Annotated in this window: 14 protein-coding genes; 9 read left to right on the forward strand and 5 right to left on the reverse strand. The window is 47.8% G+C overall.

From position 1 onward, the window contains the following. Positions 1-98: 98 nt before the first annotated feature. The 3 genes from AB4111_RS25175 to AB4111_RS25185 form a co-directional block, all read right to left on the reverse strand. Entirely contained in the window at positions 99-1,205 is a 1,107-nt protein-coding gene (locus AB4111_RS25175; RefSeq protein WP_442033671.1) for a Glu/Leu/Phe/Val family dehydrogenase, read from the reverse strand. A gap of 253 nt (positions 1,206-1,458) precedes the next feature. Further along, positions 1,459-2,088, reverse strand: coding sequence for a sporulation-specific diadenylate cyclase CdaS (gene cdaS, locus AB4111_RS25180; protein WP_442033672.1), 630 nt, complete (start codon positions 2,086-2,088; stop codon positions 1,459-1,461). Between the two features lie 213 nt (positions 2,089-2,301). Next, positions 2,302-3,816, reverse strand: a complete 1,515-nt coding sequence (locus AB4111_RS25185) for a DUF6359 domain-containing protein (RefSeq protein ID WP_442033712.1) — start codon at positions 3,814-3,816, stop codon at positions 2,302-2,304. Positions 3,817-4,040: 224 nt separating this feature from the next. Between AB4111_RS25185 and AB4111_RS25190 the strand changes: the two genes are divergently transcribed. The 3 genes from AB4111_RS25190 to AB4111_RS25200 all read left to right on the forward strand — a co-directional run bounded on the left by AB4111_RS25190 (position 4,041) and on the right by AB4111_RS25200 (position 5,314). Further along, positions 4,041-4,334, forward strand: a complete 294-nt coding sequence (locus tag AB4111_RS25190) for a hypothetical protein (protein ID WP_091019997.1) — start codon at positions 4,041-4,043, stop codon at positions 4,332-4,334. Between the two features lie 153 nt (positions 4,335-4,487). Then, positions 4,488-4,643: a hypothetical protein gene (locus AB4111_RS25195; RefSeq protein WP_017691064.1), complete on the forward strand. Its 156-nt coding sequence runs from the start codon at positions 4,488-4,490 to the stop codon at positions 4,641-4,643. Between the two features lie 122 nt (positions 4,644-4,765). Continuing rightward, entirely contained in the window at positions 4,766-5,314 is a 549-nt protein-coding gene (locus AB4111_RS25200) for a GNAT family N-acetyltransferase (RefSeq protein ID WP_442033673.1), read from the forward strand. A 139-nt stretch (positions 5,315-5,453) separates the two neighbouring features. On the opposite strand, the gene AB4111_RS25205 is transcribed toward AB4111_RS25200, so the two are convergent. Further along, the gene (locus AB4111_RS25205; protein ID WP_442033674.1) at positions 5,454-6,230 is read right to left on the reverse strand and encodes a Crp/Fnr family transcriptional regulator; all 777 of its coding nucleotides are present in this window, start codon (positions 6,228-6,230) and stop codon (positions 5,454-5,456) included. 375 nt (positions 6,231-6,605) lie between these two features. Between AB4111_RS25205 and AB4111_RS25210 the strand changes: the two genes are divergently transcribed. The 6 genes from AB4111_RS25210 (at position 6,606) to AB4111_RS25235 (ending at position 10,811) form a co-directional block, all read left to right on the forward strand. Further along, complete coding sequence (locus tag AB4111_RS25210) at positions 6,606-7,037, forward strand: GAF domain-containing protein (protein WP_442033675.1); 432 nt, start codon at positions 6,606-6,608, stop codon at positions 7,035-7,037. Between the two features lie 104 nt (positions 7,038-7,141). After that, positions 7,142-7,792, forward strand: coding sequence for a response regulator (locus AB4111_RS25215; protein WP_017691068.1), 651 nt, complete (start codon positions 7,142-7,144; stop codon positions 7,790-7,792). After that, on the forward strand, positions 7,785-8,900 hold the full coding sequence (locus AB4111_RS25220) for a PAS domain-containing sensor histidine kinase (RefSeq protein WP_442033676.1): 1,116 nt from the start codon (positions 7,785-7,787) through the stop codon (positions 8,898-8,900). Before AB4111_RS25215 ends, AB4111_RS25220 begins: the two co-directional genes overlap by 8 nt. Positions 8,901-9,168: 268 nt before the next feature. After that, the gene (locus tag AB4111_RS25225; protein WP_062837151.1) at positions 9,169-9,663 is read left to right on the forward strand and encodes an Lrp/AsnC family transcriptional regulator; all 495 of its coding nucleotides are present in this window, start codon (positions 9,169-9,171) and stop codon (positions 9,661-9,663) included. 12 nt (positions 9,664-9,675) lie between these two features. Then, entirely contained in the window at positions 9,676-10,263 is a 588-nt protein-coding gene (locus AB4111_RS25230) for a chromate transporter (protein ID WP_307540492.1), read from the forward strand. A gap of 2 nt (positions 10,264-10,265) precedes the next feature. Then, positions 10,266-10,811, forward strand: a complete 546-nt coding sequence (locus AB4111_RS25235) for a chromate transporter (protein ID WP_442033677.1) — start codon at positions 10,266-10,268, stop codon at positions 10,809-10,811. A gap of 319 nt (positions 10,812-11,130) precedes the next feature. Here the strand turns inward: AB4111_RS25235 and AB4111_RS25240 are convergent, their stop codons facing one another. Then, positions 11,131-13,503 (reverse strand): Ig-like domain-containing protein, encoded by a 2,373-nt coding sequence (locus AB4111_RS25240; RefSeq protein WP_442033678.1) that lies wholly within the window; start codon positions 13,501-13,503, stop codon positions 11,131-11,133. Positions 13,504-13,505 lie beyond the last annotated feature (2 nt).

Raw genomic sequence — 13,505 nt, forward strand, 5'->3', positions numbered from 1 at the left:
CAACATAAAAATGGCCTGTCAGATCGACTATCCATCTTGGAATGGATGTTGCCGTTATCTAACAGACCGTTTTAAGTTTTTTTATGATTCAATACCGTTTACTTGCGCAATCTCCGGGAACTCAGCGCGTGGTGCCCATTCTGCAAGAATGTACTGCGCGTATTCTTCATCTGTTCGATTCGTCGCTCAGCCAGACGATCTGCGGCAACATAGGTAGCGATGCCCTCGGTACGTGAGCTTTCGAATATTTTCTCCAGATTGGAATAGATCTCTCCGATCTTGCTCCACGCCCGATCCGCATTATAACCATTCAGCTCATCCGCAATGTTAATTACGCCACCTGCATTGATAACATAGTCAGGCGCATATACGATGCCCATATCATACAACTGATCCCCATGACGGGTCTCCAGCAGCTGATTATTGGCACAGCCCGCTACAACCTTCGCCTTGAGCGTTTTGAGTGTATCGTCATTAATCGTGCCGCCCAGTGCACATGGTGCATAGATATCGCAATCCACACTAGTGATGTCCGCGGGATCAACAGCTGTTGCGCCGAAGCGATCCACAGCCTGTTTCACCGCGTCCTTATGGATATCCGTAACGATCAGATGTGCACCTTCCTCATACAGATATTTGCACAGATGCATCGCCACATTGCCGACACCTTGGACCGCTATCGTCTTACCCTCCAGCAGATCGGTACCAAATGCTTCTTTGGCTGCTGCCTTGATCCCACGATATACACCCCAAGCCGTTGCAGGTGATGGATTACCGGATGAACCATAACTCGCCGAGATGCCTGTCACATAGTCCGTTTCCTGATAGATCAGGTTCATGTCCTCTTCCGTTGTTCCCACATCTTCGGCTGTGATATAACGTCCGTTCAACCCTTGAATATATCGTCCAAACGCTCGAAACATTGCTTCGTTTTTGTCGCGCCTTGGATCTCCGATAATAACGGTTTTGCCGCCGCCCAGATTCAGTCCGGATACCGCATTCTTATATGTCATACCACGGGCAAGGCGCAGGGCATCTTCAATGGCTGCTTCTTCTGAAGCGTAAGTCCACATCCGTGTGCCTCCCAACGCAGGGCCGAGTGTTGTGTCATGTATGGCGATGATTGCTTTTAACCCTGAATTTCGATCCTGGCATAGAACCAGTTCCTCATAATCGTGATGCTCCATTGCTTCAAACCAACTCATGTGCTAACCGTCTCCTCCAACCATTTTTGCGATCCAATCGCATTGTTCTCTATTCATTGACCATCCTCTATTGTACCCATGAATACCCAGTTTGTGCAAAATCACATCGCAATGTTAGAGAAGCATCTAATGATACATCTCGTACGGCAGGGGTCTATTAATAGAAAAACCTCTCTCCCATACAGAAGAAAGGTACACTTCCCTTAGCTATTTCAGCATAATTGCCACGAGGAATTCCATGCATCACTCACATTTAAGATAACGTCTCAACCACATTTATCGGATGCAGATCTCCATCCACCGCGAATGAAGCTTGTCCCGTCTCTTCAGAGACAACCAGTACAACCGCATCCGTCAATTCACTGAGTCCCAATGCAGCCCGATGACGAGTGCCTATTTTTCGTTGATGCACTTCCGCTTGCGACAACGGCAGCACATTACCAGCGGATACAATCTGATTGCCACGAATCAACACGGCCCCGTCATGCAATGGTGCACCGGGAATGAACAGGGATTCCAGCAGCGCATGTGTCACTCTGGCATCCACCGCCACTCCTGAATGAATGATCGACTCCAACGGAATCTCCCGTTCAATCACAATTAATGCACCATACCTCCGGTCAGATAGATGCTGTACGCTCGATGTTAATTCGGCAAACTTCTCGGTAAAGGGCGACAGATAACAATCCAGATAAAACGAAGAGGCGAGCACCTCGATCTGCTTGATCTCCGCTCGAATCTCTGCAAATTGCCCCAGCAGACAGGCACTGTCATTGTCAAACCGGGATAACGTCAGATTCATACGTTCTGCTACACGATGGAGATCCGCTTTGAGCTTGTGTCTCATCGTGGAACTGTCACAGTCTGCTTGCCGATTCATCATACGTCGCCTCCTCCTTTGGTTCGATTATTGCCTCGCACACATCCTGAATACCCATACCTTCCCCTCAGGAGCAAGTATATATACAATGACAGGGCGGTATGAGCCAATCATGATTGTCATTGCAACTTTTATAACAAGCAAAAAAGAGCCTGTCCGCGAACAAACTTCCACGGTCAGGCCCTATTCGGCATGATGATTTGATATCTATTTCATTTATTGTGCTTTTCCGTATGAACCTGTCTTAAATGTAGTCGGATCATACCATTTGTATCCCGCCGCAGGTGCAGCCCATGGCTCAAGTTGCGGCTCGGTTGATGCAGCCGGAGCTTCCATGGAAAGCAGGCTTGTGGCCGTATCCAATGTCAGTCCTGGCACTTGTGCCAGACTGGTATAACTTTCTTTGACCGCGAGCCATTTCACGGTATTCACAAGGAAAGTTGCATCGTCTACTTCTTTGAATCCATCATAGGTCTTCTTGGTCGCACCGGTCTCTTCACGCAAATATTTCGGAGTAGCGTCTTCTACAGGTGAAGAGTCGCCGATAAATGCAGCTTTGCCCGCACCAACCTTGGCAATGGCGGCATAGGCCCCTTCAGCTCGTCCACCACCGTTATATACGCCCTGATCGACAGCATTGCCCCACTTGGACACACCACTTGGTACATATACCAAGCCTTTGGCCTTGTTAGGGTCGATAATTGCAACGGTCGATCCCGCATGCATGGCTACAGCATTAACACCTGCCGTAATGCCGAAGGATTGTGCAGGTGCGACGATATCCGATGCATTGACATCTCCAAGGGCATTGTAACGGAAACGTACACCAAAGTTCGTCGCCAGCCAGTCTGAACTCGTCACACTCTGCATCGCTGGTGATTCGGCTTCCGCCGAAGACATGCCTTTGGCCGGATTCAGGAAGGCTCCGCGGCGATAGCCGTTGAATACTTCGGAGGAATCCCAGCGGTTTTTGTTGCGGTCTGCATTATAGTGGTCGGAGATGAAGAAAACACTTCCTCCGTTCTGCACGTACTGCACCAGCGCAGCCTGCTCTGTTGCTTTGAACGGCACGTTGGCTTCGCCAATGACAAAGACGTCGTAATCTTGCAATTTATTATAGGTGATGGCTTGCTCACCGAATGTATACGGAATGCTGCGTTCCAGCTGATTCACGACAAAGCCTGCGTTTCGCAAACCATTGGCAAAATCCGAAAATGCCCCGTCAATAATCCAGTCGGCAGCACCTGCTGTCTGGGCATGGGTATTATCGAACAATACTTTTTTACCGGTACCATCGGGTAATGTTGTACCTGGGTTCGGTTCTGGATCAGGGTTCGTTGTTCCGGAGGAAAATGTAATGGACGTTGGGTTTTTGACTCCTGCATAGCTGTTGTAGGCACCGAGAGTTCCGGTTACGATGATCTTCTTGCCTACAAGACCGGGATTGGTAGCCAGTCCATATTGCGAACGGAAAGAAGCGGGAATCTGCACATCCAGTAATCTGGCGTTGGTTCGCTCTGACGCTGAGTCCGCAATCAGAACATTAAAATCATTGGCATACGGAGATGTAAACTTCGCGGTAAGTGACCCGGTAGCATGTCCAACAATGATTCCTTCAACCGTCGCTGTTCCTCCACCGCTCTGGGCAGCGATGGCCTGAGATACCGTAAGTGGTGCTGCAGCTTGTACCGGACTTTGCGAACCCGGCCCCAGCAGTGCGGTTGCCATCATGATAAAGACCAGGAATGCCCCGATCCAGTGCTGCCATAACGCCTTCTTCATATTCCCTTTCTCCTCCTCCAAATTACCTGATAATGGGTTATCCTCCTTTATTTTAATTGTTCATATGATGAATTCCTCTTTCTTTTTGTAAAATTGTTGAAAAAGTTTTGAGATGGCACCCATTTGCCCATACTGACTATCATTAGAATCCCATTTTCCGAAGGAGTAAAACGATGATGAAATTGGTATTTTTGGTGCTCTTGTTAGTTATCCCGCTAATTATGGTTTATCTTGCTCTTCGTTCCCGAATGGTTACGCGGCTATTCCACATCCTTGCATTGCTCTGCTTCTATAGTGCGGCAACCGTCATCGCTGGTGATGTGTATGCAACGAATGCTCATATGACCACGTTCACCACCGAGATTCATCAATTCCTGATGAATGGCTGGTTCCTGTATCCGTCTGCATATCTCGGTGTGTACATTCCCTATGTGATGTGGAGAAGCCTATTTTCAGAAAAAAGTTAACTTCGTTGCGGACTTGATATTGCATTTTGCCAGCGTTCATTGCATAATGAATATATAAACGTGATAATGATTATCATTCTTGAACTTGTCTCCATGTAACTTTCTACTGCATATGATTTTACGATTTTATAGATAAAGGGGAACGAACATCGAATGAATACAACTCTGCAAAAGGCTGATCTGCAGCTTGACGATTATTTGGATCTTCTGAACCTGGCAACCAATCTGGGTGATACGAGATGGCAAAAGGAAATCATCCGTAAGCTGGCGTATACTTATCCCGCAGTTCAATGTAAACAACCACAATAGCATTCCATATATCATAGATCTACATTATGGCTCATGACCGATTCATTCGTTGAATCTGTTATGAGCCATTTTTGTTGTACAATGTACAGTAAGTTATTCAAATGTGAAGGAAGTGAACAACGATGCAACTGGAGACGGAGAGACTGATCATCCGGGATATTCGGGAGACCGATTGGGAGAGGATTCATGCCTATACTTCCATGCCGGAAGTCACACAACATACCGCATGGGGGCCGAATACGGAAGAAGATACGCGAGAGTACGTGCAGTTTGTGTTGGACATGCAGCAGACACAACCACGAGAAGGTTATGAGCTGGCGATATGTTTAAAAAGTGACGGGACTCTTCTTGGCGGAGTGGGCATTCACGTGATGGAGAAAACCAATGCAGAGATTGGTTACGTCCTTAATCCTGCCTACCAAGGAAAAGGTTATGCCTCCGAAGCAGCCAGTGCGCTGTTAGGTTTCGGTTTCAACGAACTCGGCATCCACCGGATTTACGCCAAGTGTCGCCCGCACAACACAGCTTCGGAGAACGTCATGAAGAAAATCGGTATGCAGCGAGAGGGATTATTACGGGAGCACTGGTACTACAAAGGTTCCTTTCATGACTCGGTGATCTATTCGATACTCGCCAGTGAATATGTGCAGCGGCCCATGGAGACCGAATGATACATATATCATTTTCCGTATACACCATATCCGTATACACCAAAAAGGCTGACACCGATGATACGGATGTCAGCTCTTTTTATTATTCTCCGTAACGACCCCAATCGCCAATGGAGGTAAAACCTCGGATCACTCTCTGTTACAATCGGCACAGCTCTACCGGGCAGCTAGGGAATGTCGGACATCCGCACATGCAGCGCAGCGCTGCCAGATCCCGAATCATCAATTTGCCGTCCATCATATCCAGCGTACCTTGCTCCTTCCATGCCCCAAGCATCCGCGTTACGCTCTCCCGGGTTGCTCCGATCATCTCGGCAAGATCGGTATGGTTCAGCTTCATGTCGAGCACAATACCATCCGGCGTAACCCTGCCATACGAATTGCTGGCACGGATCAGTGTCGAAGCGAGCGCACCCGCCTTACCATAGAGCAGCAGATCACGGAATCTCGACTGGGTGATCCGCTGCGACAATGCCATCCATTGCAAGAATTTCAAGGCAAGGTCGCCATGTTTACTGAGTATACTTTCCAGATCGCTAAGCGAGATAATGGCCAGTTCCCCTTTTTCCGCCATCTCTGCACTGTAGCTATGATTCAATCCACCGATGCCGCCGAATTCACCGATGAGATCGCCGCTTTGCTGAATGGATAAAATAATTTCCTTACCATCCTCCGTCGACTTGGTCATTTTCACTCGTCCCGAACGAATGTAGTACAGATATCCGGCTTCATCGCCTTCGAGAAAGAGACTATACCCCGACTTCACCCGTTTGGGTTGCATTTTTGCTTCAATCAGGTCCCATTGCTCAGATGTCACAAACGAAAGGATTCCGCCTGTTTCTCGTGTCATTTTGCCCGCCTCCGTTTGTTTCTGCGCTGTTCTTTGGGTTGTTCTCTCCACAAATACTGTACCCATAACCTTCGTCCCCCTCGGTGATTCCTTATGTATCCATCATACCGCGAAAGGAGCGCCATGGTTATCGGGGGATTACCTGATCCTTAACGAGAAACTCCCTGAATTTGCTGTGAGAAAAGTCACATTTCACCGATATGCCTCATCCTTCGCATTCCTCCAATCCCTTGGTGTACCTGGTTCAGGAGTCCTCCACTGCCCAGGTTCAGTAGATTACGGAACGGAAATAGGGGTTTTCCCTGAATTACAATGACCGAGAAAGGGTCTACAATAGAGCTACCATCGTAATCCCCTTACTTAAGATGATCCTGTTCGAAGGTTAATGATAATAATTACACGTTACGTACGTTATAATCCGAAAAAAGGAAGTGTCCTCTCATGCATGATGAACTGCCATCTGGCATTCAGGAGATGATCGACGGCCTGCGCCTGAACACATCCAGTGACTTCTGTGGACTTGCCTGTCTGAACGGGACAATGTTGCGCTGGAAGTATACCTCTGGGGCCAGCAATGAACGGGTGAAGCGCATGGAAATGCGCCCCGGACAAGATCTGGTAGGCACAGCCCTTCGGACTGGACGCACAGCCCGATCTGATGCACAATCCACCGGAGATCATACACCCGGTCGTTGCCCGTTAATGCTTGCTGAGCGGCTGGTAAGTGCTATAGCGGTACCAGTGTTCCAAGAAGGAAGCGTGCCTGGTGCCGTGCTGCTCGTTGGCAGCAGACTGCCTTGCACCTTTTCACCGAACATGGTCCGACAGACGGAGCAAGTCGCTCTACATCTTCAGCCGAAGGTGTTTGGATAGAAAGTTTGAAGTAGCGCGAGAAGCGATTCAGAGAATTAACCTCTGAGCCGCTTCTTTTTGTTATGATATAGATAGAACTGAGGAAGCGGACAGGGGGAAATCATGTGATTCAACTATTAGTTGTAGACGACCATGTTGTCGTGCGATCCGGGCTGATTGCTTTACTTGAAGGAAAGAATGATATACATATCGTTGGGGATGCCGCAGATGGTGATGAAGCCATTGCCAAAGCTCAAGAGTTAAAACCGGATGTGGTCTTGATGGATTTTAGCATGCCGCCAGGCAAAGACGGTCTGACCGCTACCGCTGAATTGAAGAAATTGATGCCAGATGTCTCCATTCTGATACTGACCATGCATGACGATGAAGAATATCTGTTCCGCGCCATCCACGCGGGAGCATCCGGATATATACTCAAAAGTGCGCCGCATGAAGAATTGCTTGCCGCAATTCGTTCCGTAGCAGAGGGTAGCGCCTATCTGTACCCCAGTGCGACCAAGCGGCTGATGAGTGAATATCTGGACAAAGCCAAACAGGAAAACGCTGGACCGTATGACACGTTATCCGAGCGGGAGAAAGAGATTTTGTCCTGGATTGCCAAAGGTTACGCCAACAAGGAAATCGCCGAACATCTGATCATCAGTGTCAAAACGGTCGAATCCCACAAAAGCAATCTGATGGAGAAACTTGGCCTGCGTACACGACCGGAACTGGTGAAGTTCGCCATGAAAAAGGGGTTGCTGAACTTTGAGTAGTGCACGCAAGAACAGATTAAGTGGACTCGCAGACCAGCCCGTACGTCTCCTGCTGAACGAAATCGATAATCACATTACGGATAATGAGTTTCGCAGCAGGTTGAAGGGCTCCCTGCATCAACTGAGTGATCTGAAGTTTGCTCTGGATGAGTCCTCCATTGTAGCCCTAACAGACCGCAAGGGGAAAATCCAGTATGTGAATGATAAATTCTGTGAAATCTCGCAGTATGAGCGTGAGGAACTGATCGGTAAGGATCATCGAATTATTAATTCCGGATACCATGGCAAAACCTTTATGAAAAACCTGTGGGACACGATATCCTCAGGCAAGGTATGGAACGGGGAGATTCGCAATCGTGCCAGAGATGGCAGTTATTATTGGGTCAACACCACCATCGTGCCTTTCCTCGATAACGACGGCGAACCATATCAGTATTTGGCTGTACGCAGCGAGGTCACCAAGCTGAAATCGGTTGAAGCCGAATTGCAGAAGATGATGTCCCAAGTCATGAACATTCAGGAAGAGGAAAGACGCCGGATCTCGCGTGAACTGCATGACGGGATTGGACAGAGTCTCTTCTCTCTGGTCATTCAGATGGACCGACTGCTGGCAGACCAGCCTCACCCCGGAGTTGAAGCCCTTCGCAAGCAGGTCACGGGTATTATGGAAGATGTGCGCGGTATGGCATGGGAACTGAGACCATCCGTTCTGGATGACCTGGGTGTTGTTCCGGCGATTCGTACGTATATTGAGAATTACACCCGTCATTATGGAATTGAAGTTGATCTGGAATGTAATTTGCGTAAACGACTGGAGATGAACCGGGAGATCGCCATCTACCGGATTATTCAGGAAGCCTTAACCAATGTTGCGAAATATGCCGATGTTGCCGAGGCCCGTGTTACTATAGAAGACGCTGAGGGCATGACGATGGTTATCATTGAAGACCAGGGTGCCGGATTCAGCAAAGCAACCGCTGGCAATGGTGTTGGATTGTTCAGCATGGAAGAGCGTGCCCGTGGTGCAGGTGGAACGTTGAGAGTTTCTTCCGAGCCTGGCGAAGGCACAACCGTTACCCTTTTACTGCCCAAGACAGCACAGCGATAACGGGATATGCTTCGTATCGTGCTTGATGCTACACTCCAGCTCTATCTATTAACCGGCTGCTCGCCATTAGATTGTGCGAGTGGCCTTTTTATTTTCGATTGGTGGAAATGACAAAATGAAGGCTCAAAATCGGTTAAATTCAATAATCATGATAAATAGATTGACTCCAGTTACGATTCGTCATTAAACTATGAATGCCACATACACATTGTATGTTCAGTAAAATTTCATTGTTCATTTCATATAGCGAAAGAAAAGGATGGTCAACATGTCAGAGAAACGCTCCTCCAAAGGGGGAGAAATTCCGCAAATGTACAATCTGGACGAGATGGATCGTAAAATTATCGCCGCACTTCACAAAAACAGCCGAATCTCCTATACGGACTTGGGTACACAGATCGGGTTGTCACGTGTAGCTGTTCAGGCGCGCATTAATGCGTTATCCGAAAAAGGAATCATCGAACGCTTCACCGTGGTGATCAACCCTGGCAAGGTTGGGCTTCAGGTCTCCGCCTTTTTCAATGTCGATGTTGAACCGCCCTTCCTGGATGAAGTCGCTGAGAAACTGGACGAAGAGCCTGCCGTTACCAGCCTTTATCATATGACAGGCCCGAGTACCCTGCATATGCACGGTATTTTTGCAGATATGGAAGAGATGGAGCAGTTCTTGCTGGAGAAGCTCTATAAGATGCCGGGTATCGTCAAAGTGGAATCACAGCTATTGTTGAAACGTTATAAAAGCCGGATGGGCATGAGACTCTAGGAGGAAATCAGCATGGGTTGGAAAGATTACAACGGTCTCGTCATCGGAATGGTACGGACCGGAATTCTCGGATATGGCGGCGGCCCTTCGGTTATTCCCTTGATCCGTTACGAAGCCGTTACGCGTTACAAATGGGTCAGTGATGAGGAGTTCGGCGAGATTTTGGCTATCGCCAACGCCCTGCCGGGTCCAATCGCGACCAAGATGGCCGCATATCTCGGTTATAAAACCAAAGGTGTACTGGGCGCGATAGTGTCCGTACTCGCTCACATTTTGCCGACTAGTATTGCCATTATTGCTCTGCTCGGTTCCATGTACGCGCTGCGCGAGTCAAAAGTGGTCGCAGGCATGGTAGCCGCTGTTCGACCGGTTATTTTTGTCATGCTGGGCATGATGGCTTATGAATTTGCCATGAAAGCCTGGAAGGGACTCGGCAAAGTTTTTGCCGCTCTATTCGGGGTAATTGCCTTTGTATCGTTACAGCTTCTGAACATCCATCCAGGGATTGTTATCGCAGTTTTCCTTGGATATGGTGTCTTCCATCTGGATCTGGTCCAGCGCTTCAAATCCAAAGGCAATTCCGATAAGGGGGTGTCCTAAGGATGCTCCAGACATGGTGGGAATTATTTTGGGGATTTTTCGTAGCAAACATATTGGGATATGGGGGCGGCCCGGCGTCCATTCCGCTAATGCAGGAAGAGATTGTGAACCATTACCATTGGATGACCACAGAGCAATTCGGGGATGTGCTGGCGATTGGTAACGCCCTTCCCGGCCCGATTGCAACCAAAATTGCTGCATTCGTCGGGTATCACGTGGCGGGCTGGTTTGGGGCGTTTATCGCAACTTTTGCCACAATCGTGCCTTCCGCAACCGCATTAATTTTATTACTTCGTCTATTGAACAAACACCGCACGTCACCCAAAGTCAAAGGCATGACTCTACTCGTGCAGCCTGTTATCGCTGTGCTCATGATTCTGCTCACATGGGAATTCGGGCAGCTATCCACCGATTCCATCGGCATCTGGCAGACATTGGTCATTGCCGGCATCTCGCTCTGGGTCATGACCAAGACCAAGCTGCATCCAGCCATTCTAATCGTGATCGCTTTTGCCTATGGTGCACTGGTGCTGTCTCATACGATGTAGTTATAGCCCATAGTGGGTAACTTTGGCGAATGGCAAGACTATTTTCATTTTCATTTTCTAAGGAACTGAGAACGTCTTATTTGGCATTAAGGTCCTCTTTTTAAATTGTAAAGAACATCAGACACGTTATTTACCAAAATCACCAGACAAAAGCGCTATAAAAGACTGTATTTTCCGATATAGCGTGTCTCAGATTCTTTAACGCTCCATGTTCTGTTTAAGCTCTAGTTTATAGAACAAAAAACGGCGACCTCAGCTATCAAGCTGGGGTCACCGTTTTTTTATATTGCGCGTTTCACGCTCACATTAAGAAAAGCAATTACTTCGCTTCAACCACTACCGTTACTTTGGTTTTCACACCTGCAAATGTCACCGTGATCGTTGCTTTACCTTTACCATTTGCCTGAATGACACCATCTTTCACCGATGCTGTTGCAATACGGGAAGATTTCCAGAGAGCCGGTTTGGATACATTGGCTTCACTGCCATCGGCATACGTTGCAGTTGCCGCCACAGTTACCTTTTCACCAGGTTTCATGGTCAACGTTACTTTATCCGTCTGCAAATATTTCAGTGTATCCACATCTACAGCAATCGTGACAGACTTGCTGCCGTATTTGGCTGTGATTTTGGCTTTACCTGAACCAGTAGCTTTGACTTTACCTTTGGTCACTTGAGCTACTTTGTAACTGTTGGTTTTCCACTCCGCTTTGTCCGTAACATCACGCTCGCTACCGTCGCTCAAGAAGGCAGTTACTGTCAGATCAGCTGTATCGCCTGATTTCAGGGACAGAGCCGGCTCGGAAGCTTCAATACGTGAGATGACATCCACTTCAACCTGGATCGTCACTTTTTTGGAGCCGTATTCTGCTGTGATGTTGGCTTTACCACTGCTGTTACCCGTGATCACGCCTTTTTTCACATCCGCTACACGTGCGTTACTGGATTTCCAGGTTGCTTCGGATGTAACATCCAGCGTGTTGCCGTCCTCATCCGTTCCTGTTAGAAGGATGTTCTGTGTTTCTTTGGTAGACAATACGACGAAGTTCACATCGGCTTCCAGTCCACTAGCCATACCTACTTCAACAGGCAGAGTCAGCGTTTTGCCTTCAATCTTCGCTGTGATGGTTGCTTTACCTGTAGCAACACCTGTGATAACCCCTTTGCTATCTACCTCAGCGATTTTGTCGCTGCTGCTGCTCCAGGTTGCATCTTCGGATACATCCTTGGATGTCTCACCGTAAATCGCCAGTACTTTGGCATTGGTCGTTCCACCAACAGCTACTGATGCTTTTTTCTTATCCATTTCATACTTGTCCGGAACGTCAACATTTACTGTAAACTTAGCTGTTTTACCACCATAAGCTACAGTGATCGTCGCAGTACCGGATTTGTATGCGATCAGATCGCCGTTGGATACATATACAACATCCGCATTGCTTGAAGTCCACGTTGCTTTGGAAGTTACAACTTCTGTGCTTCCATCAATATACTCTGCATTGGCTACCAATGTCTTGGACTTGTTATCACCCGTAACACTCATAGCGAGTTTGTCATTTACATCTTTGATATCCAGATATCTTGCCGTATCAACATCCACAGCGATTTCTACAGTTTTGCCACTATAGGTTGCCTTGATCGTTGTTGAACCTGCACTAATGGCTGTGATTTGTCCCTTAAACACCGTTGCAACCTTCTCGTTGCTGGATGTCCATGTTGCCTGATCCGTTACATTCACATCGCTGCTATTCGGATACGAAGCAGTTAGAACGACATTAGCCGTTTTGGTTGTCTCACTCAAACGGAAGAAAATGCTCTGTTTCTGCACACTCAGCTTGCTGGTCAGATCCACATCCACGTCAACGGATACGGACTTCGTACCGTATTTGGCTGTAATCTTGGCAGATCCTGCCGAGTATCCTGTAATTTCGCCTTTGAGAACGTCTGCGACCTTCTCATTGCTGGATGTCCACTCCGCCAGATCGGTTACATCTTTGGTTGTACCATCTGGATACGTAGCCGTCACTTTCACACTTTCACTTTTGTTCAACAACAGGTTAACCTGCTGTTTATCCACATCTACACGTTTAACCACTTCAACGTTAACATCCACCGTCACGCTTTGGCTGCCAACTTTGGCTGTGATTACAGCTGTACCCGCGCTTTGTCCAGTTACTTTACCATTCACAACGGTAGCAACCTTCTCATCACTGGTAGACCATTCTGCGGTACTTGCTGCTGCATTATTTGTTTCATTATCACTGTACGTTGCTGTCAAAATAATTTCTTTCGTATCTCCCGTGCGCAAGTCCAGACTTTGCACGTTTTTCGAAAGGGCTTTGACCTTCTTCGTCACTTTCACTTGAACGGTCTGACTCTGACCCTGGTAAGCTGCGGTAATCGTCGCTGTACCTTCTTTTTTGGCTGTAATTGCGCCATTATATACAGTTGCTATCGAAGTATCACTGGTACTCCAGGATGAACTGATCGTTACGTTTGCTGACGTATTATCAGAATATACACCTGTCACCGTAACGGAACTGGAATCACCAACTTCGAGCGACATCTCATTCTTGGAAACCACAATTTTGGACAGTTCTTTATCTGCCGCAGCGGCCAAGCCTACGTTGGAAATACTCAGCATCAACACCAGCATCATCACCATGTACTTGGTCAATCTTGGCTTTAACATCA

It is taken from the genome of Paenibacillus sp. 2KB_22, from assembly GCF_052115745.1.
Lineage (GTDB): Bacteria > Bacillota > Bacilli > Paenibacillales > Paenibacillaceae > Paenibacillus.